19 protein-coding genes are annotated in these 20442 nt (G+C 35.7%); 14 read left to right on the top strand and 5 right to left on the bottom strand.

The genetic code is table 11. From position 1 onward, the window contains the following. Positions 1-201: 201 nt before the first annotated feature. Together BUE84_RS11215 and BUE84_RS11220 are read left to right on the top strand one after the other, a co-directional pair. Positions 202-2010 carry a hypothetical protein gene (locus tag BUE84_RS11215; RefSeq protein WP_079241706.1) on the top strand — a complete coding sequence of 603 codons (1809 nt, stop codon included), beginning with the start codon at positions 202-204 and terminating at the stop codon, positions 2008-2010. A gap of 293 nt (positions 2011-2303) precedes the next feature. Continuing rightward, a complete protein-coding gene (locus tag BUE84_RS11220) occupies positions 2304-3248 on the top strand; it encodes an aldo/keto reductase (protein WP_079241707.1) in 945 nt (314 codons plus the stop codon). A 165-nt stretch (positions 3249-3413) separates the two neighbouring features. On the opposite strand, the gene BUE84_RS11225 is transcribed toward BUE84_RS11220, so the two are convergent. Next, entirely contained in the window at positions 3414-5261 is a 1848-nt protein-coding gene (locus BUE84_RS11225; protein ID WP_079241708.1) for a chloride channel protein, read from the bottom strand. Positions 5262-5434: 173 nt separating this feature from the next. Between BUE84_RS11225 and BUE84_RS11230 the strand changes: the two genes are divergently transcribed. The 6 genes from BUE84_RS11230 (at position 5435) to BUE84_RS11255 (ending at position 11974) form a co-directional block, all read left to right on the top strand. Further along, positions 5435-6124 carry a response regulator transcription factor gene (locus tag BUE84_RS11230; RefSeq protein ID WP_079241709.1) on the top strand — a complete coding sequence of 230 codons (690 nt, stop codon included), beginning with the start codon at positions 5435-5437 and terminating at the stop codon, positions 6122-6124. Between the two features lie 13 nt (positions 6125-6137). Then, positions 6138-6371, top strand: a complete 234-nt coding sequence (locus BUE84_RS25050) for a four helix bundle protein (RefSeq protein ID WP_409993841.1) — start codon at positions 6138-6140, stop codon at positions 6369-6371. Between the two features lie 148 nt (positions 6372-6519). Beyond that, positions 6520-7806, top strand: a complete 1287-nt coding sequence (locus BUE84_RS11240) for a sensor histidine kinase (RefSeq protein WP_079241710.1) — start codon at positions 6520-6522, stop codon at positions 7804-7806. Between the two features lie 96 nt (positions 7807-7902). Beyond that, a complete protein-coding gene (locus BUE84_RS11245) occupies positions 7903-8658 on the top strand; it encodes a hypothetical protein (protein WP_079241711.1) in 756 nt (251 codons plus the stop codon). 53 nt (positions 8659-8711) lie between these two features. Then, positions 8712-11132 carry a TonB-dependent receptor domain-containing protein gene (locus BUE84_RS11250; protein ID WP_079241712.1) on the top strand — a complete coding sequence of 807 codons (2421 nt, stop codon included), beginning with the start codon at positions 8712-8714 and terminating at the stop codon, positions 11130-11132. A 32-nt stretch (positions 11133-11164) separates the two neighbouring features. After that, positions 11165-11974, top strand: a complete 810-nt coding sequence (locus tag BUE84_RS11255) for a phosphatase PAP2 family protein (protein ID WP_079241713.1) — start codon at positions 11165-11167, stop codon at positions 11972-11974. Positions 11975-12033: 59 nt separating this feature from the next. Here the strand turns inward: BUE84_RS11255 and BUE84_RS11260 are convergent, their stop codons facing one another. Together BUE84_RS11260 and BUE84_RS11265 are read right to left on the bottom strand one after the other, a co-directional pair. Beyond that, on the bottom strand, positions 12034-12837 hold the full coding sequence (locus BUE84_RS11260) for an SDR family oxidoreductase (RefSeq protein ID WP_079241714.1): 804 nt from the start codon (positions 12835-12837) through the stop codon (positions 12034-12036). Between the two features lie 18 nt (positions 12838-12855). Next, positions 12856-14514, bottom strand: coding sequence for an FAD-binding dehydrogenase (locus BUE84_RS11265; protein WP_079241715.1), 1659 nt, complete (start codon positions 14512-14514; stop codon positions 12856-12858). Between the two features lie 151 nt (positions 14515-14665). On the opposite strand from BUE84_RS11265, the gene BUE84_RS11270 reads away from it, so the two are divergent. The 5 genes from BUE84_RS11270 (at position 14666) to BUE84_RS11290 (ending at position 18256) form a co-directional block, all read left to right on the top strand. After that, on the top strand, positions 14666-15094 hold the full coding sequence (locus BUE84_RS11270; protein WP_079241716.1) for a rhodanese-like domain-containing protein: 429 nt from the start codon (positions 14666-14668) through the stop codon (positions 15092-15094). A gap of 1 nt (position 15095) precedes the next feature. Further along, on the top strand, positions 15096-15599 hold the full coding sequence (locus BUE84_RS11275) for a TlpA family protein disulfide reductase (protein WP_238594407.1): 504 nt from the start codon (positions 15096-15098) through the stop codon (positions 15597-15599). Positions 15600-15956: 357 nt separating this feature from the next. Then, the gene (locus BUE84_RS11280) at positions 15957-16352 is read left to right on the top strand and encodes a DoxX family protein (protein ID WP_079241718.1); all 396 of its coding nucleotides are present in this window, start codon (positions 15957-15959) and stop codon (positions 16350-16352) included. 148 nt (positions 16353-16500) lie between these two features. Beyond that, positions 16501-17574, top strand: coding sequence for a sensor histidine kinase (locus BUE84_RS11285; protein WP_079243919.1), 1074 nt, complete (start codon positions 16501-16503; stop codon positions 17572-17574). Further along, complete coding sequence (locus tag BUE84_RS11290; protein ID WP_079241719.1) at positions 17555-18256, top strand: LytR/AlgR family response regulator transcription factor; 702 nt, start codon at positions 17555-17557, stop codon at positions 18254-18256. Before BUE84_RS11285 ends, BUE84_RS11290 begins: the two co-directional genes overlap by 20 nt. Before the next feature lie 190 nt (positions 18257-18446). Here BUE84_RS11290 and BUE84_RS11295 read toward each other — a convergent pair whose 3' ends face one another. After that, positions 18447-18764: a DMT family transporter gene (locus tag BUE84_RS11295; RefSeq protein WP_034698029.1), complete on the bottom strand. Its 318-nt coding sequence runs from the start codon at positions 18762-18764 to the stop codon at positions 18447-18449. A gap of 240 nt (positions 18765-19004) precedes the next feature. Between BUE84_RS11295 and mug the strand changes: the two genes are divergently transcribed. After that, positions 19005-19508 (top strand): G/U mismatch-specific DNA glycosylase, encoded by a 504-nt coding sequence (gene mug / locus BUE84_RS11300; RefSeq protein WP_079241720.1) that lies wholly within the window; start codon positions 19005-19007, stop codon positions 19506-19508. 3 nt (positions 19509-19511) lie between these two features. On the opposite strand, the gene BUE84_RS11305 is transcribed toward mug, so the two are convergent. After that, positions 19512-20117, bottom strand: coding sequence for a DNA-3-methyladenine glycosylase (locus BUE84_RS11305; RefSeq protein WP_079241721.1), 606 nt, complete (start codon positions 20115-20117; stop codon positions 19512-19514). Positions 20118-20442 lie beyond the last annotated feature (325 nt).

The following is a 20442-nucleotide window of genomic DNA, read 5'->3' on the forward strand; positions in this document are numbered from 1 at the left end:
TAGTTGATGTGGTAGTCATACAATTAATGGTGTCTCAGTAACAATTTTACAGAAATCGATTCAAAAAAATGACATTTGACATGTTTTACACAAAATGAAATATTATTTAATGCATAATTCATTTTAAAATAATATTTTTAAGCAGTGAATAGTTGTAAAGGATTTTTAGATGAATAACAAAAGAACTTTTATCAAAACTTTATGACAAAAAAACCTTTGCACAATTTCCATATTCCGGTAATGGGTCTGGCTTACACAATAGACAGCCCGATTCGTGTTGCCCAGTATGGAATTTCTTCCGTCATTTCCATTATTGATGATGAAATTCTGGAAAAAATGAAGAACTTTTACAACAAAAAGTTCAATCTTAACTATTTCGGAATTTCAGCAAAAACAGAAGACTACAGAGCCAGAAGAGTTACGGCTTATCTGGATATGGTGGATGATATTGTGAATGAAAAATTTGAATCTTTCAAACAAGAAATCAGCAAGAATAAAGAAGCTTTGATGGATTTCGTAGCTATGCTTCCCAATACATCAGATTTCAAAAACAGTCTTCAGAATCTTATCAATCAAAAAGACAATTGGAGTTCTAATATCAAAAATTTCATAGAATCCAATTTAAAACCGGGAAGTATTGATGTCAATATCATGACGAAAGTAGATAAAGACAATTATCAGAATAATGAACAGCTTCCTGTGATGTACAACGATGCGCATGCCTCTCTGCGTGGATTTGCCAAAAGTAAACTATCATCATCAATGGTTCTTTCTGCAGGGATGAACCCCCGTTTGTATAGCTATATGGAAGAGTTTGATGATTTTTTTCCGGATGAAAACGGCAACATCAAAAAGAAAATTATCCTTAAAGTAAGCGATTTCCGTTCTGCTATGATTCAGGGAAATTTTCTGGCTAAAAAAGGATTATGGGTTTCAGAATACAGAATAGAATCCGGACTGAATTGCGGTGGTCATGCTTTTGCCACTGAAGGAATGCTTCTTGGACCTATCATGGAAGAATTTAAGCAGAAAAAAAGCGATCTGATACAATCAGCTCACACCTTAATGACGGCTGCTTTAGAACAAAAAGGAAAACATATAGTTTCCGAACCTTTAGAAATGAAGATTACCGTTCAGGGTGGAGTAGGAACTTCTGAAGAGCATGAATTTTTACTGGCTAATTATAGTGTAGACAGTGTTGGATGGGGTTCACCATTTTTACTTGTACCAGAAGCAACATCGGTAGATACAGAAACCCGAAATCTGCTTTTACAGTCAAAAGAGAAGGATTTCTATCTAAGTAATATTTCGCCATTGGGAGTGCCTTTTAATACGGTAAAAGGGACATCCAATGAAGTCTTGAAGTATGAGAAAGAAGCAAAAGGGAAATATGGAAGTTCGTGTCCCAAAAAGCTTCTCGCACTAAGCAAAGAATTTTCTCAGGAAGGAACATGTACTGCTTCCAGAAAATATCAGGAGATCAAACTGAAAGAGCTGTTCGAAAACAAACAAACCTTGACGGAAAAGGAATTCAATAAAAGAAAATCCGAAATTACCGATAAAGCCTGCTTATGTGTAGGACTTGTGAATGCAGCATACATGGAACAGAACCTTGAAATTAAAGGAGAAAAGCAAGGCGTTGTAATATGTCCCGGACCGAATATTGCCTTTTTTGATAAGGAAGTTTCTCTTTCAGAAATGGTAAAACATATCTACGGAAACACCAATATTCTTTATGATAATCAACGTCCGAATATGTTTATTAATGAACTGAAAATGTATGTGGATTATCTGAGAAAGGAAATCACCGAATCCACTGTACAGATTACTCATTCGCAGACAAAAAAATGGAATGCTTTCAGGAAAAATGTTCTTGAAGGGATCGCATATTATCATGAGCTTTTTACAGCATCATCATTCTTCAGCAACGGTTTATCAGCCATCAATCTTCAATTACAGGAATACAAACTTCAGCTTATTGCTATTGATATTCCACAGGTTGAAAAATAACCGTATTTTTAATTGATAGATAATAAAAACAGCTTTTCAAACGGGCTGTTTTTATTTTTTTTTAGCTTTTTTGTTTGAAAATAGCAAATCAAAGATAAAATCTTTGCACCTTATGGCAGCTGGTGTTTAATTTATTTGCGTCTTTGCGATTTTCTAACAACAAAATAATAATCAAAAAAACTGAGGAAAGATCAGCATTTTCATTTATAATAACTATAAAGAGAATGGTCATTTTGAATATTCTCCGGACTTAATATTCCTTACCTTAGAGCTCACTTAGTAAAATTATTTTTATGGAAAAAAGAAAAATCAAAAACACCGATTTAGCGATTGCCCCAATCAATTTCGGAGGAAATGTTTTTGGATGGACACTGGACGAAAAACAGTCTTTTGATATACTGGACCGCTTTACTGAAGCCGGATTCAATTTTATAGATACTGCAGACACCTATTCATGGTGGGTGAACGGAAAAGGCGGACAGTCTGAAGAGATCATCGGAAAGTGGATGAAAAGCAGATCAAACCGCAACGACATCGTTTTAGCAACGAAAGTTGGCTCAGAGACAAAAGAACATGGTTATGATATCAGTAAAAAACATATTCTTAAATCTGTAGATGAGTCTCTGCAAAGACTTCAGACGGATCATATTGATCTCTATTATACCCATTTTGATGATAATACCACTCCGGTAGAAGAAACGCTTTCTGCTTATGATGAGATCATTAAGGCTGGAAAAGTACGTTATATTGCGGCTTCCAACTTATCTCCGGAACGCCTGAAAGCATCATTTGAAGCCGCGGAAAAGAATAATCTTCCTAAATATGTTGCGTTACAACCTCATTACAATCTGATGGAAAGAGAAGGTTTTGAACAAAATTATGCTCCTCTGGCAGACCAGTTTGACTTAAGTGTATTTCCGTATTGGTCACTGGCAGCAGGTTTCCTGACCGGTAAATATCGTGATGAAGCAGATCTTGCAAAAAGCGCGAGAGGGGAAGGGGTAAGAAAATATTTGAATCCAAAAGGGCTTGAAGTTTTAAAAGCGCTGGATCAGGTGAGTGCAAAACACAATACCACTCAGGGAATGGTTTCTCTGGCATGGCTGCTATCCAATCCTTTGATCACAGCACCTATCGTAAGTGCCACCAGTGCTTCACAGCTGGAGACCGTATTCAATGCGCCTAAGCTTATTCTGGATCAGGAAGATATTGACCTGCTGAATAATGCAAGCAACTAATTTTTTCAAATTTCATTATAGACTAAAATTAAATCCGTTCAGAAATGAACGGATTTTTTTGTTATTCGACGATGTTAACCACCCCGTCAAAAATTCTTTGAATTTTCGCCACCCCTCCGGAGGAGGGGAATTTAGGTTTTCGGTTGTTATATTCTGTTATTACTATTAATCGGAATATTCCTTCAGAAGCTGTCTGTAGCTCATTAATATTGAAGATTTTGAAATAAAGCCTATGAAATCATTAGCATCACTCACTACCGGCAGATTCCACACTCCTGTATCATCAAAGGTCTGGAGAATATCCAGTGGTCTATTTTCCCTATGAAGAACAGCTGGTGGTGCTTTCATGATCTGAGTAACTGTCTGAGAGGTTTCCATTTCTTTGTTGAATAAATAAGGCCTTATATCATCCAAAGTAAGAACTCCTTTAAGTTTTCTGTTCTCATCTACCACAGCGAAAATATTTTTATCTCCATTCTTTACCATTTCAAACAATTCTGTAACAGAGGCATTCTGACTGATTGTTTGTGAATATTTGTCAATAAAGTCTTCAGTTCTCAGGGCGAAAAGTAGGTTTTTGTCATGCTTGTTTGTGAAAATTTTTCCTTCATCAGCTAATGATTTTAATTCCGGAGAAATTGGGGAGAACCATTTGGCAATAAGGTAAGATATGATAGAGGCTATCATCAAGGGAATAAACAAATCATATCCGAAACTTGATTCTGCGATCAGAAATATAGCTGTAAGAGGAGCATAGAGTACACCACTCATGGCACCTGCCATTCCAACCAACACAAGATTGGTCACAGGAACATCCGTAAAGCCTAAATGCTGACAAACCAGTGCAAATAAATAACCTAAAGTTCCTCCGGCAAAAAGAGAAGGCGCAAAATTACCACCATTTCCACCACTGAATATGGTAAATGAAGTGGCAAATGCTTTTAGAAGCAATACCAGAACTAAAAATATAATAATGGTCCAGTCGCCGATCTCAAAATATCTGAAAAAACTGTTTTCAATAATAGAGTAGGTATTTCCATTGGTAAAAGCTTTTACCGTTTCATAACCTTCCCCAAACAAAGGAGGAAAAAGAACGCATAATAGAGAAAGAACAGCTCCTCCGAACATTGCTTTACGCATTCTCGAAAGCTGAAGCCCTTTTATAAAATGTTCTACTTTTTGAGAAATAATCACAAAATAACGGGCGTACAAGCCTGTAACAATTCCTAAAATAAGATAATACGGAACATTTTTATAGTTAAATGGATCTCTGGTATAAAACCTAAAAAGCACATCTTCCTGCAACAAAATCCTAGATAAAAGACTTCCGCAGACCGCAGCAACGACTAAAGGAATAAAATCTGTGAAAACAACTCCGGTTAAAAGAATTTCAAAGGCAAACATAATCCCGGCAATAGGAGCATTGAAAGCAGATGCAATCCCGGCAGTAGCTCCCGCAGCAAGTAATAAAGTACGTTCTTTGTAACTCAGTCTGTACGTCTGTGCATAATTGGAACCAATGGCAGCTCCGGTAACGGCAATAGGACTTTCCAATCCTGCTGAACCTCCCAATCCTACGGTAACTGCACTCTGTATTACCTGAGAATACATTTTAACGGAAGCCACAATACTGGAATTCTGAGCAATTTCGTACAAAATAGCTCCGATCCCTTTACGGTCCTGACCTTTGAACAGCGTCAGAACAATCATGGTAGTCAAAACAATTCCTAAAAAAGGAAAGACGATATAGAATAATATCTGATATTCAAAATGAACTTTATTCGTAATAAAATAGTGAATATTGTGTACCAGCGTTTTCAGAATAACTCCTGCCAGACCAGCTGTGCAGCCTACCAGAATTCCGGAAAGAACAAGAAACTGATTTCTACTTAGCCTGTTGTTCAGCCAATGCAGAATAAGCTCATAACTGCGTGCTTTTTCTAGTCCGTATTTTTGGAAATCTCTTTTAAATTTAAGGAAGCTCAGGTACTTTTTTTTGTTGTGAATTTTCACCTTGGAAATATTTTATACTATCATCAGATTGATACAGCACCGTAAATTTATGAAATATATCACAAAAAACCTCCTTTTGAGCCTTTACACTTGTTCTATAGATTCTATTTTTGTAATTTATAATTTAATTTAAAATTCAAAATTTCTTCTAAATTTGGTTATAGATTTATCGCATGAAAATTCTTATCATTGAAGACGAAGCAGCACTTGCTCAAAGTATTTCCGAATATCTTTCCGGAGAAAACTACCTTTGTGAAACGGCCAGTACCTTCGGTGAAGCCATGGATAAAATTGAAACATTTGACTATGATTGTATTTTATTGGACATTATGCTACCGGACGGAAATGGACTTACCATTTTGGAAGAATTAAAAAAACAACAGAAACAGGACGGAGTAATTATTATTTCTGCAAAAAATGCCCTTGATGATAAAATTGAAGGGCTAAAGCTGGGCGCTGATGATTACCTTACCAAACCTTTTCATCTTTCTGAGCTTATGGCCAGAGTATATTCTATTATCCGGCGGAAACAGTTCAGCAGTTCTAATGTAGTAAAACAAAATGAACTTCAAATCGATTTATTGGCCAAAACTGTGGCTGTAAATGATGAAGTGATTTCTTTGACAAAAAAAGAATTCGATCTCCTCATTTATTTTATCGGTAACAAAAATAAAGTTATTTCCAAAAGTACTCTGGCAGAACATCTTTCCGGAGACTTCGCAGATATGCTTGACAATCATGATTTTGTCTATGCTCATGTAAAAAACCTCAAGAAGAAGCTCTATGACGCAGGATGTGGACATTATCTGAAAACAGTCTATGGAACGGGATATAAGTGGGAAAACTTAAGTAATTATGAATGATGAATTATAAATTATGAGTGAAAAGAAAAATGTGCTGAAAGATAAAAGTTTTAATTTTGCAATTAGGATCATTAATCTTTATAAATATCTTTCGGCTAATAAGAATGAATATGTTCTGAGTAAACAATTATTAAGAAACGGAACTGCAGTAGGAGCTTTAATAAGAAAATCACAGAATGCAGAAAGTAAAGCAGACTTTATTCATAAACTCGCTATTGCCCAAAAAGAATGTGATGAATCTATTTAATGGATTGAGCTTTTATTTCATACTGATTATTTATCATCCACAGAATATGAAAGCATCAATAATGAAGCTACAGAAATATTAAAAATAATCCGAAGCATTATCATTACCTCAAAAAGTAAAAATTTATAATTTATAATTCATCATTATTTTGAAGCCTCTACTCACCAAAACCACCAAACCCTTTCTTATCTACGTACTTATTGTACTGATGATCAGTATTCCTGTGTATTATTTTGTGGTGGATACGATCTGGAAAAGTGAGTTGGATGAGCATAATCAGATTATTATAGAAAAAACGGCTTATGAATTCAATCAGCTGCAACTTTCTGAAGAAGCACTGGACAAAAGCCTTGAATTATGGAATCATATTCAGCCTGAAACCAATATTGAAAGAATTTCTCCCCATCAGGTAAAGCGGGACAGTGTTTATACTTACGAAAGGCATCTTCCTTTTATTTCGGAACAGAAAAAAGAACGCTACAGATGTCTTGAAAAAGTAATTTATCTTCATAATAAGCCCTATCTGTTTACCATACAGACCAATATTGAGGAATCTCATGAAACCATAGCAGTTATTGCCATGATTACCATTTTCTTTTTTGTGGTGATTGTTGTTGGTCTTTTATATCTTAACAGAAGGCTTTCCTCATCTGTCTGGAAACCGTTCAGAAGTACATTGGATCAGTTGAAGAGTTTCAATCTTAACAGTCAGAATACTATAGAATTTCCGACTTCTGACACCACTGAATTTGAAGAACTCAATCAGTCTCTTTACAAACTTATTGAACGTAATGTATCAGCTTACAAAACCCAGAAAGAGTTCACTGAAAATGCCTCCCACGAATTGCAGACTCCACTTGCCATTATTAAAAACAAACTGGATCTTTTGCTTCAGGATCAGAATCTTACCGAAAAACAATACAGCATTGCAGAAGATATGAACAGGGCGCTTACAAGAAGCTCCCGTATCAATAAAAACCTTTTGCTGCTTGCTAAAATTGATAATAACCAGTTCGACAGTTCAGAAACTATTTCTTTTGATCATTTGCTTCATCAAAGCATTGATATTCTCAGAGAACATTTTGAGCAAAAAAATATTTCAGTTACAGAACATATTTTCAATGAGGTACAGGTAAGTGGAAATAATATTCTGGCAGAAATACTGATCAACAATCTTATTATCAATGCAATCCGTCATACTACTGCAGGCGGGAGTATTTCTCTACAGCTTACTGATTCTGTTTTTGAAGTTTCCAATTCCGGGACTGAGAAACTGAATACAGATTTTTTATTCAAAAGATTTTCAAAACTTTCAACAGATAATAGTGGAAGCGGGCTGGGGCTGTCTATTATTCAAGAAATCTGCAGACTTCATCAGTGGACTATCAACTACAGGTTTGAGAATCAACATCATATTTTCTCTGTTAAATTATAGTTAAAAATATTCCCTTTTCCCACAATTCTAAATTTCTTCTAAATCGGGTTGCACCTTTGTATTGAAAACATACTGAGGTATAAATTTTATTTAGAAATGAGAACAGTAAACAAAGTTGCAACCGTTACCCTTCTATTCTGGCTGATGAAAATTGTAGCCACCACATTAGGAGAGACTTTAGGTGATTTTATTTCTATGACGCTTCATCTGGGCTATATAGTAGGTATTCTGATTACCCTGTTGTTCTTTGTCGTCATTTTATCCGTGCAGCTTGGTGTAAAAAAATATATACCAGCCATCTATTGGATGGTGATTATAGGAACAACCACTTTAGGAACGGAAATCTCTGACTGCATCGACAGAACTCTGAAGACCGGCTATCTGACTGGCAGTTTAATTTTACTTTCAGGTCTTTTATTTTCTTTGTTTTTGTGGTATAAAAAGTATGGTAATCTTGAGGTTTATCCCATTTTTGAAAGAAATAAAGAATTATACTACTGGACTGCCATTTTATTTTCCAACAGCCTGGGAACTGCTTTTGGAGATTTTCTGAGTGATAATTTAGGACTTGGCTACATGACAGGAGCTTTGATTACCGGACTGATTATCCTTATTGTTGTCGTACTTCATTATGCCACAAAGATCAATCATGTGTTGCTGTTCTGGATTGCTTTTGTTTTCACCAGACCATTTGGGGCTACTTTCGGAGATCTTTTAACCAAACCTTTAGCGAAAGGAGGGCTGGATCTGGGAACTCTCAATGCTTCTCTGATATCTCTTGCTCTGATGGTATTGATGATTGTCATTTCACAAAGAAAATACAACCGGGAATTACCCCTTCAAAACGAATAATCCAACACCTGTTATAACGAAAAAGACTTTAAAGAAAATATAAAACTAGAAGAATGAATAAAACAGCTCTGATATTTTTTCCAGCCTGTATAGTGGCTTCTTCCCTTGTTTCTGCACAGATAGCTTCTGTGACGGCTTCAGGAAGGATCACGAGTATAGACAAAACAGCATTGCCTTATGCTCATATTATTTTAAAAAAAGAAAAAGACAGCACTTTTACAGCCGGAACAATTACCAATGAAGACGGCAGATTTTCTCTTACCGGAATAAAACCAGACCACTATCTTCTGGAAACCTCACTCGCAGGATATCGTACACAGATACAACCTGTTTTTATAGGAAGTCTTTCTGAGTTTCTGGAAATTCCTACCATTGAGTTAACTCCACAGCAGGAAACTGAAACCAAAATAGAAGCGATTACCATTACAGCTTCCAAAAAGAATGAAATAGACAGCCGTTTGGATAAGAAAACCTATTCTGTGGCCGATAATATCAGTCAAAGCGGTGGTTCCGTATTACAAAGTATGCAAAACCTTCCGGGAATTACCGTACAGGATGGTAAAGTACAGCTGAGAGGCAATGATAAAGTAACCGTTCTGATTGATGGCAAACAGACGGCTCTTACAGGTTTTGGAAGCCAGACCGGACTGGATAATATCCCTGCTTCTGCGATTGATAAAATTGAGATCATCAACAATCCTTCCTCAAAATATGATGCGAACGGAAATGCCGGAATCATCAATATTATCATGAAAAAAAATAAACAGAACGGATGGAACGGAAAAGCAGGGTTCACTACAGGACTAGGTTCACTTTGGGTAAGAAAGGAAAATCTTCCCACCATAAGACCACAGTATACTCTTACGCCTAAAATTAATCCATCATTATCTATCAATTACAGAAAAAACAAAGTCAATATATTTTTACAGGCGGATAATCTTTATACGGAAACCCTTAACAAAAATGAATTTGTTACCCGTAGTTATGATGACGGAACATTGATCAACTCTCAGCTGAAAAGAAACAGAAATACCAATTTCTTTACGACCAAAGCCGGAATAGACTGGAATATTGATCCTCAGAATACCTTCACTATTTCAGGAATGTATGGAAGTGAAAAAATTATCGACAGGGGAGATCAGCCGTTTTTCAATGGAGATATGTCTCAGCGTCTTCGTTTATGGCAGTTTCTGGAGGATGAACTGAAAACAACAGTGATGGGAACTGCTTCTTATCAGCATAAATTCAAAGAAGCCGGACATGTACTGAATGTGGGATTCAACTATACGTACCATAGAGAGGATGAAAAATATTTCTATGACAATTATCTGCCGTCTTCTACCGGAACAGATGCTTTTAAACTATTATCGGATGAACAAGTCTACGATTTCAATGTAGATTATGTAAAACCTTTAAAATATGGACGAATAGAAACAGGAATTAAGCTGAGAAACAGAAGCATTCCTACCAATATGAATTTTATTCCGGGGGCAAACTCTGTTCTGGATGTTTCTGCAGGTGGGAAGGCAGATTATAAAGAATTTATTCCTGCCGTGTATGGAAATTATATTTTTGAAAATGAAAAATGGGAAGCAGAATTGGGGCTTAGACTGGAATATGTGAGAATTCAGTATGATGTAAATCCAAACCATCCTACGTATAAAAGTGACGGATACAATTACACCCAGCCATTCCCGAATTTCAGGTTGGCGTATAAGCTTGATGACCGTAATAAGTTCTCTGTTTTCTACAACAGAAGGGTAGACCGTCCCAATGAAGTAGATATCAGAATTTTCCCTAAATATGACGATGCTGAAATTATTAAAGTAGGAAATCCTGCCTTACGTCCACAGTTTACGAACTCCGTTGAACTCGGATATAAACACAATTGGGATAGCGGATATTTATATTCTGCATTATATCATCGTTTTGCCAATGGGACGATCACTAGAATTTCCAGTATTGTTCCGGGCAGCACTTTAATTTATGCCATCTTCCAAAATGCAGGGAAGAGTTATAATACAGGACTTGAAACAATTTGGAACCAAAAAGTATCGGATGTTTATTCCCTGAATGTCAACGGAAATATATACCGTAATCAGATTGACGCATTTACTGTACAAAATCTGTATCCTCAGCCTAATACATTCTCTGCAGATCAGCAAACAGCTATCTCAGGGAATGTTAAGATGAACAATGTTTTTCATTTCTCCAAAGGGTTGGATATGCAGTTTACCTTGGTGTATCTGGCTCCGGATATTATTCCTCAGGGAAAAATACAATCAAGATTTTCGATGGATGCAGGAGTGAAAAAAGCCATTCAGAAAGGAAAGGGAGAACTTTTTTTTAACGCCTCAGATTTACTCAATACAATGGTGATCAAGAAGTCTGTACAGGGTAAAGGATTTGCTTATACCAGCAATGATTATTACGAAACCCAGGTGGTTCGCTTGGGATACAGCTATAAATTTTAATACAGAATCGGATAATTTTAAAGTAATTTAGAATGAAAAAGCACTTTCAAAAAACATGGATGTATGTAATGATTTTGAGTTCAATTTTAAGCAGAATCAATGCACAGAGTGTCAATGATACAATTAAGGTTGAAAAGTCTGTACAGGATAGCATTAGCACGAAAGAAGTTCAAAAAAACACACTGAATTATAAAAGCCTGATCATTCCTGCAGTATTTATTACCTATGGAGTAGCAGGTCTTTCCATTAAGAATCTGAAGCAGCTTAATGTATCTACTAAGGTTGAAATCAACGAACATCAGCCTAAACAGATACAGCTCGATAATTATACCCAATATGCTCCGGCAGTAATGGTATACGGGCTTAATGCAATGGGAATAAAAGGAAAACATAATCTGAGAGACCGCACCATCATTTATGCTTCGTCACAGTTAATTGCAGCTGCCTTTACAATGCCATTAAAGTATCTGGTAAAAGAGGAAAGGCCGGACGGATCTAATACGTTATCTTTTCCTTCAGGACATGCTGCCACCGCATTTTCTTCAGCACAATTTATGTTCCGGGAATATAAAGACACCAATTTCTGGCTCAGTATCTCCGGATATCCGTTTGCAATTTTCACCGGAGTTTACAGAATGTTGAATGATAAACACTGGCTGGGAGATGTTGTAGCAGGAGCCGGATTTGGAATTCTTTCTACAGAACTGGCTTATTGGCTGTTTCCAAAAATTGATAATTTATTACGAGGAAAAAATAAAGTTAAAACTTCGCTTTCATCCACGATGGTAATGCCATTTTATCAGAATAAAATTGTGGGAATTGGTTTGGTAAAAACCTTTTAAAACAAATTCTTCATTATATTTATTAAAAGCATCATTTCTTCTTGAATGGTGCTTTTTCTTTACACCACCTTAGCTTTACGGATTATTTTGGCTAATATATTGGGAAAGAATCTCTTTAGATACACAGCCATAACTTCTTTACCGCCTATAGCTTTTTGATGTTTCTGTTTTTCAATGGCATGGAGCATTTTTTTTGCAAAAATATCTGTAGGCATACCATTCTTTGTGGCATCATCCATAGTACCCTGTAATGATCCGTTTCCTGTAACTGCATTAATAGAAATATCAGTTTGTATAAAACCAGGACAAATGATCGTAATCTTAATATTCTGACTGAATAATTCTGCCCTCAAGGCATCAAAAAAACCATGTAATGCATGTTTTGCACCGGCATATCCGCTTCGCATAGGAGCACCGAAAATTCCCATTAAACTGGACACGACGGCAATGTGTCCTCCTTTATTTTTAATCATATAAGGCAAAACAGCCTTTGTAAGAGCTACTGTTCCGATATAATCAATATTGATAAGCTGTTTATCTACTTCAATATCGGTTTCCATAGCTAATGACCGTTGTGACAATCCTGCATTATTAATCAAAATATCGATCTTACCGAATTGTTCTGATGCTTTTACTGCAATGGAAGGCATTTCTTTATAATTTTTAAGATCTAAAGGAATCACCGCATACCGATCTTTACTCAATCCAGCTTTTTCAGCAACGGAATGAAGCTGTTCTTCTTTTCTGGAAGAAAGGATAATTTTGGCATTGCTACTTTCGGTTAACTCTTTTACCAAAGCTTCGCCAATGCCTGAGGATGCTCCTGTGATCCAGATGACTTTATGATCGAAATAATTACTCATATTTATTAGTATTTAATTTTAAAGTCCGGCAATGTATTTTCCGGCTTTCATTCCTGAAAAGATACAACCACCTAAGAATGTTCCTTCCAGAGCTCTGTAGCCATGCATTCCGCCACCGCCAAAACCGGCAGCTTCTCCTGCAGCATACAGTCCTTCAATAATACTGTCATCCTCTCTCAATACCTGACCATTCAGATTGGTTTTTATTCCGCCCAACGTTTTTCGGGTTAAAATATTAAGGCGTACAGCAATCAAAGGTCCGTTTTCAGGATCTAGAATCTTATGCGGAGCAGCAACTCTTCCCAATTTATCACCTAAATAATTTCGGGTATTCCGGATATAATTAACCTGAATGTCTTTTGAAAACTTATTGTCTAGCTCTCTGTCTCTGGCTTCAATCTGAGATTTTATGTTTTCATATTTCAACAGAGTATTTCCAGCCAGTTCATTCATTCTTTTAACCAGATCTTCCAGACTATCTGATACAATAAAGTCTTTTCCGTGTTCTTTAAAAGCTTCTACAGGTCCTGGTGCTTTTTTACCAAAAATCCTTTTCAGAAAAAGAGAGTAGTCTTTATTAGTGATATCAGGATTCTGCTCTGAACCTGAAAGAGCAAATTCTTTTTTGATAATTTTCTGAGTAAGAATAAACCACGAATAAGAAAACCCCGTTTCCTGAATATACTGTAAAGTTCCCAGCGTATCAAATCCAGGGAGAAAAGGGGCTGGGAGACGTTTCCCTTTTGCATCAAACCATAGCGATGAAGGCCCCGGAAGTATCCGGATTCCGTGTTTTGGCCAGATTGGATTCCAGTTCTGTAAGCCTTCTGTATAATGCCACATTCTGTCCGGATTAATGATATGAGCGCCTGCATTTTCTGCAATGCCTATCATTTTACCATCCACATAGGCCGGAACACCACAAACCATGTTTTCGGGTGCTTTTCCCAATCTTTCCGGCCAGTTTTTTCTTACCAGCTCATGGTTGGCACCAATTCCTCCGGAAGCGATGATGATATTTGGAGCTGTATATTCAAATGTTGAGATAACATTTCTGTTGGTAGCAGCACCTCTTTCCTGGGTATCATTTTCCAGAATATCCCCTTTAAGACCTTTTATCTTTCCGTTTTCGGTAATAAGTTCTGTCACCCGATGTCTGAATTTCATCTGAAGCAGCCCTTTTTCCTGAGCTTTATAAGCTTTTTCCACAAAAGGTTTTACAACTCCCGTTCCTGTTCCCCAACTCACATGAAAGCGGGGTACAGAATTTCCATGACCTGTTGCGGAACCATCACCACGTTCCGCCCAGCCTACCATAAACATTAACTTGATTCCCAGTTTTGAAATATATTCGTACTTTTCACCAGCAGCAAATTTCAGGTAAGCTTCAGCCCATTGACGAGGCCAGTAGTCTTCCGAGCGGTCAAAACCAGCTGTTCCTTTCCAGTCCTGTAATGCCAGTTCATAAGAATCTTTGATTCCCATTCTTCTTTGCTGTGGTGAATTGATGAGAAATAATCCTCCAAATGACCAGAATGCCTGTCCACCAATGTTCTGTTCAGTTTCCTGATCTAAAAGCAGTACTTTTTTCCCGGTATTGGTAATTTCCATGGCAGCAGTAAGCCCTGCCAGTCCGGTTCCGATAATGATAGCATCAGGCTGGAATCTTTCTTCCATTGTTAAGAGTGTTTTTATTCAACAATACTTCACATAAATGTATAAAATTATTTGTTAAAGGCTTTAAAATTAAAAATTTTAATAAGTCAACTTGAAACACTCCAGCCCTGAACTCTGAACTTTTCAACTTATCTTTGTGAAAAATAGAAGAATGAAATATTTGTTTATCATTGCTTGCTTGGTCTGTTCAGTTTTCATTCAGGCACAGCAAAAACAGGATCCATGGAAAGACAGCCAGCTGATGGATCCCGCATTACTGGCTTCCAGAATTGAAAAAAATAAAACAAAAGATCTTGTGATTATTTCAGTTGGTCCTGAAGCTATTATCAAGGGTTCTGTTGACATTGGCCCAACACATGAACCTGAAAATCTGGAAAAATTGAGAAATTATCTTAAAGATATTCCAAAGAACAGAGAAATTGTGGTCTACTGCGGATGCTGTCCTTTTGTAAAATGCCCCAATATTCGTCCTGCATTTGCTTTGCTGATGGAAATGGGCTTCAAAAATGCGAAACTTTTAAATCTTTCGAAAAATATCAAAACAGACTGGCTTGATAAAGATTATCCTACAAATGATTAATATGAAGAATGGTTTTAAACTACTATTTTTAATACTGTTTTCAAGCTATATGAATGCTCAAAACAAAATAGAAATAGGGAAGAAAGCGCCTGAAATTACAATGACCAAAGCGGATGGAACTTCATTTTCTCTTTCCGAATTGAAAGGAAAATTGGTTCTGATTGATTTCTGGGCAACATGGTGTGCTCCTTGTGTAGAGGAACAACCTCAGTTGAAAACGATGTATAGTACCTACTCAGAACAGATAAAAAATAATCAGTTTGAAATAGTAGGTGTTTCTTTGGATAAGAATAAAGAAAACTGGCAGAAAACAATTGACAGATTTCAGATCAACTGGATACAGATCAGTGATTTAAAATTCTGGAAAAGCCCTGTAGCAAAGCTTTATGAAGTTGATGAACTGCCTTTTAATGTCATTATTGACGGGCAGGGAACTATTTTAGCTAAAAACCTTCATGGCAAAGAACTGGAAGATTTCATTAAGAAAAGTCTGACACAGAATTAAGAAAGATTGTTTTCTGGATATAATATAAAAGAGTGGTAAGTTATTTTACCACTCTTTTTTAATTGAAAAAGATAAAAGTATTTGTGTATTAGAATCTTGCCATAATCATTTGAAATATCTGTTGAAGACGGGTTAATGATTATGAGGGAACTCATCATCGTATCTGGGCGTAAAGATAATAAATTCTTTTAATTAAATCACTTTATATTGAAATATGTTATAAAATTAATATCTCATTAAAATACTGTTCACCAATAAAAGTTATAATTACCACGAACATAAAACGTTTATATTGATTTAACAGTTGTTGATATTCAGAAAATTGTGCCTTTGTTTTTGTATACTAATTTTGTTTCTATGAAAAAAAGTTTCTACCTCCGTTTTGCGCTTTCAATGATCTTGCTGATGCATAGTGTGATTTCTATTTTCAGTGGGGATGTAAATGACTTTGGACAGATCTATCTGAATGGATTAGGTTTCAATCCTGTAGGAATTTATATAGCCTGGGTAGTAAAACTGACCCATCTTTTATCGGTACCATTAATCTGGGTTGACAGATGGATCAAGCCAGTGGCTGTTTGTAATATTTTGATTTTCATTTTTGGAATCTATTACGTCCACTGGCAAAATGGATGGTTTGTGGCAGGTGGCGGAACTAATGGTATTGAGTTCAATGTTTTGCTGATCTTCAGTTTTTTTAATCTGATGTACCCCGAAGTTTCCCTGAATTTTATGAATAAAAAGAAGAGGTAACATTTTAAAATCATTTGTTTTTTCATAGTCCTTTATTAGCAGCCATCATCAATACTGATAGTTGGTAGATGGTAACCTTCATTTAATAGACTTATTTTTTATATTTGAGAGAACAAATAGTACTTTGTACTTTTAAATGATAATAAGCTTGAAATCAGACAGTCAATCTAAATGGCGGATTCATCTGCTTTTTTGGATATTGTATTATATTCTGGAAATTTACCTTGACTTTTACTGGTCCAGATATCAGTTTCCGGATTTTAAATGGCAGATAAGACTTCAGAATACCTTTATGCTGGAGCTCGGATATCTTTTTGTGAAAATTCCCTTAGCGTATGCTTTGCTGTATGTAAACGAAAGGCTTGATCTTAAGCATGTTTTTAAATATATTTTCTGTATTCTCATTATAATAGCAACTGTTTTGGTTCACCGGTTTTTAACCCATTATATTATTTATCCTGAGATCTATGGCGTTACAGAAACATTGGACGGAAAGCATGCTACAGGATTTATCAACGGCTATGTGGCTTTTAATTCTTTTATGGATCTGATTTTTATGGTAGGTCTTATTTTTGGGGTTGAAATTACACGACAAAAGAATATACTCAAAGAACAGATCTCTCAATTAAAATCAGAAAAACTAGATCAGGAACTTACTATGCTGAAGGCTCAGATCAATCCTCATTTTCTTTTCAATACGCTTAATAACATTTACGGAATGGCACTGAAAAAAGCAGATGAAACTCCGGATGTTATTCTGCAGCTTTCCAAAGTAATGCGGTATAATATTTACGAAGCTGCAGAAAAAACTATTTCTGTAGCCAAGGATATTGAGAATATTAAAGATTTCATCCAGATTCAGAAGATTCGTTACCGTCAGCTTACTGTGAACTTTACAGAAAATATTGATAATGCTTCTCAGGAAATTTCACCACTGATATTGATACAGTTTATAGAAAATGCCTTTAAACATGGCGTTTCCGAAACCCTGGGAGAAGCATTCATTACAGTAGATATCCGATTAAAAAACGGAATTCTTACTTATTTCATAGAAAACTCCAAACAGGAACAACCCCATGAGCATTCCACAAAAATAGGTCTGAAAAATATCCGCAGGCAGCTCGAATTGCTTTATCCCAATCATACGCTTTCTGTAGAAGATAAGAATAACCGCTATATTATAACTTTAATCATTGATTTCCATGATACAACCAGCCACTAAAAGATACAACTGTATTATTGTAGAAGATGAACCTATTGCTGCTGATATACTGGAAAATTTCATTTCTAGAGATCCGGAACTGAATCTCGTAGGAAAATGTGCCGATGCAGTATATGCCAGCAGTCTTTTAAGTATTCATGATGTAGATTTAATGTTTCTTGATCTTCATCTTCCTGTAATAAAGGGCTTTGATTTTCTCAGAAATGTAAAAAATCCTCCTTTTGTGATTGTTACAACTGCTTATCATCAGTATGCGGTTGAAGGTTATGAGCTAGATATTGCGGATTATCTGATGAAACCCATTCCTTATGAGCGTTTTTTGACTGCTATTGAAAAATTCAGGTATTTGATGGAAGCAGAAGATGCTTTACTTGAAGTTTCTGAACGTGATTTTATTTTCATGAACAGTGGTAAAAAGAAGATTAAAATTATTCTCCAGGATATTTTTTATATTGAAAGTTTAAGAGAATACATTCATATTCATACAAAGACAGAGACTTTCACTTTTAAAATGCCCATCAGTAAAATAGAGGAAATTCTAAATCCCGAAATGTTTGTCCGCATTCATAAATCCTATATTATATCACGATCAAAAATAGAGGTGAAATCTGCCAATATTATTCAGATCAATGGAAAAAAACTTCCCGTGGGGAGAACTTATAAGCCATTGATAGAGCTTTAGGATTGAGAAGTGAAATTATGTTTAAAACCACCCCGTCAAAAATTCAAAGAATTTTTGCCACCCCTCCAAAGGAGGGGAATTTTAAGTCCTTCAATTCAAAGGCGGCAAATATACATGAAGATAGTTTATTATTTGAATGTTGAATAATGTTTTGGTTTAAGACTTATAATTATCTTAAGCCAATTTTTGTTTAAAATACCTTAAGACCAATGATTCCCACTACAATCAATAAAGCAGAAAGCAATCTTAAAATACTTGCAGAATCCTGAAAAAAGAGAATGCCCACCAATAAAGTTCCTACCGCCCCAATTCCTGTCCAGACTGCATATGCCGTTCCTATAGGAATACTTTTTTGAGCAAACCAGAGAAATCCACCACTGATGGTCATGCATAAGATCGAAAACATGATCCAGCTCCATTTATTATTTTCCGGTTGTTGGGATAATTTAAGCCCCAAAGGCCATCCAATCTCAAAAATTCCTGCGATAATTAATGCAATCCAGTTCATACTATTTTTGTTTTAATGATATTGAGAATGAAAATCTATTAAAGAAAATTCATTGCTTTTACAATACAAAATTACCGCTATCAATTTATAATCAATACTATAAACTATGTGATCCGGCAAAAAACAGAGATAGAATGTATTTTACCGAAGATGAAACGTTTCATATAATATAATAATATAATGGAATTTGAATAACACAAATAGTGATACCTTTATACCACGAAGTAACTTAATATCATTATGCTGACAGACATTATTTCAACACATCTTAACGTTATTTTTTGTGGAATTAATCCAGGTTTAAAATCCTCAAATGACGGCCACCATTTTTCAGGGAGGAGTAATCGTTTTTGGAAAGTACTGCATCAGGCAGGGTTTACACCCTATGAAATAGAAGCGGTGAATGATACTTCTCTTCTGGATTTTGGATATGGACTAACGACAGCTGTGGCTAGAGCAACCTCCCGTGCAGATGAACTTTCAAAGGAAGAATTTGATGAATCTCTTGAAAATTTTAAACTTAAAATAACAAAATACCAACCGAAATATGTTGCTTTTCTAGGCAAAGCAGCTTACAAAGCATTTTCTAAGAAAAAAGAAATTCTTTGGGGAGAGCAGCCAGAAGATTTTTGCGGGGCAAAAGTATGGGTTTTACCCAATACAAGCGGTCTGAACCGAGGTTTTTCTCTTGATAGTCTGGTGATGTATTATAAAGAGTTCCATCATTCGGTCCATGAATCCTGATATTTATACTTTATTAGGTTTACTCACATATTTATTTCCCTTCACAAAAAAACGCCAGGGTAAAAGAGCATCTTCCTGTGCATAGGCAACACCAATACGAGGACTTGCACTGATTTCATCCTGAGCATATGAAATTCCATGGTCTTCAATCCAGATCTCATGTCCGGCCAGATCTTTTTTATTGAATGTCCTGTCAATTCCTAATGCTTTCGCTGCCGATCCGGGGCCTGCAGAAATAGAAGGTTTAGAAGCTGACATATTCCTTCTGAGCTCCATAATTTCTGTTCCAATTAAAGGTTCTATAGCTCTCACAAGAACAGCATGAGGATCATCTTGCACTGAAGTCACCACATTAAAAAGATGATGAACCCCGTAGCATAGATACACATAAGATACACCGCCATGACTGTATAATGTTTCTGTACGATCTGTACGTCTGCCTTTATAGGCATGGGAAGCTTTATCCTTAACGCCAAAATAGGCTTCTGTTTCTACAATAATTCCTGCTGTTGTTTCACCATTGATTTTGGTAAAAAGTACTTTTCCCAAAAGGTCCTGCGCCAGAAAAAGAACATCCTGATTGGAATAATAGGAGGGTGGTAGTTTCATGAATGATGTTAGAATTATTAATTCAAAAATAATAATAATTTATCTTAAATGAAATTCGGGAAGATGAGTTTCTTTTTTTAAATAATAAATATGTACAGAGCCGTAATTTTTCAATATTATTTTTTTATGAATATTTATACTAAAAAAAATGTTATTCTTTGCATAATATGTTTGATGGTAATTTTTACAGTTCATTTTGTCAAGATATAAATAAAATAAATCTATATTGATACAATAATAGAATAATTAAATAATTGAAAATTAATAACTTAGATTAAAATGAGAAACTTGTGTTGTATGCGTGATGTATTTATGTTGTATATAT

This window comes from Chryseobacterium indologenes, assembly GCF_002025665.1.
GTDB lineage: Bacteria > Bacteroidota > Bacteroidia > Flavobacteriales > Weeksellaceae > Chryseobacterium > Chryseobacterium metallicongregator.

What these genes read in the sequence shown, in the direction of transcription:
- BUE84_RS11215 (WP_079241706.1), top strand. Translation starts at nt 202, where the DNA reads ATGACAAAAAAACCTTTGCACAATTTCCATATTCCGGTAATGGGTCTG.
- BUE84_RS11220 (WP_079241707.1), top strand. Translation starts at nt 2,304, where the DNA reads ATGGAAAAAAGAAAAATCAAAAACACCGATTTAGCGATTGCCCCAATC.
- BUE84_RS11230 (WP_079241709.1), top strand. Translation starts at nt 5,435, where the DNA reads ATGAAAATTCTTATCATTGAAGACGAAGCAGCACTTGCTCAAAGTATT.
- BUE84_RS25050 (WP_409993841.1), top strand. Translation starts at nt 6,138, where the DNA reads ATGAGTGAAAAGAAAAATGTGCTGAAAGATAAAAGTTTTAATTTTGCA.
- BUE84_RS11245 (WP_079241711.1), top strand. Translation starts at nt 7,903, where the DNA reads ATGAGAACAGTAAACAAAGTTGCAACCGTTACCCTTCTATTCTGGCTG.
- BUE84_RS11250 (WP_079241712.1), top strand. Translation starts at nt 8,712, where the DNA reads ATGAATAAAACAGCTCTGATATTTTTTCCAGCCTGTATAGTGGCTTCT.
- BUE84_RS11255 (WP_079241713.1), top strand. Translation starts at nt 11,165, where the DNA reads ATGAAAAAGCACTTTCAAAAAACATGGATGTATGTAATGATTTTGAGT.
- BUE84_RS11260 (WP_079241714.1), bottom strand. Translation starts at nt 12,837, where the DNA reads ATGAGTAATTATTTCGATCATAAAGTCATCTGGATCACAGGAGCATCC.
- BUE84_RS11265 (WP_079241715.1), bottom strand. Translation starts at nt 14,514, where the DNA reads ATGGAAGAAAGATTCCAGCCTGATGCTATCATTATCGGAACCGGACTG.
- BUE84_RS11270 (WP_079241716.1), top strand. Translation starts at nt 14,666, where the DNA reads ATGAAATATTTGTTTATCATTGCTTGCTTGGTCTGTTCAGTTTTCATT.
- BUE84_RS11275 (WP_238594407.1), top strand. Translation starts at nt 15,096, where the DNA reads ATGAAGAATGGTTTTAAACTACTATTTTTAATACTGTTTTCAAGCTAT.
- BUE84_RS11280 (WP_079241718.1), top strand. Translation starts at nt 15,957, where the DNA reads ATGAAAAAAAGTTTCTACCTCCGTTTTGCGCTTTCAATGATCTTGCTG.
- BUE84_RS11290 (WP_079241719.1), top strand. Translation starts at nt 17,555, where the DNA reads ATGATACAACCAGCCACTAAAAGATACAACTGTATTATTGTAGAAGAT.
- BUE84_RS11295 (WP_034698029.1), bottom strand. Translation starts at nt 18,764, where the DNA reads ATGAACTGGATTGCATTAATTATCGCAGGAATTTTTGAGATTGGATGG.
- mug (WP_079241720.1), top strand. Translation starts at nt 19,005, where the DNA reads ATGCTGACAGACATTATTTCAACACATCTTAACGTTATTTTTTGTGGA.
- BUE84_RS11305 (WP_079241721.1), bottom strand. Translation starts at nt 20,117, where the DNA reads ATGAAACTACCACCCTCCTATTATTCCAATCAGGATGTTCTTTTTCTG.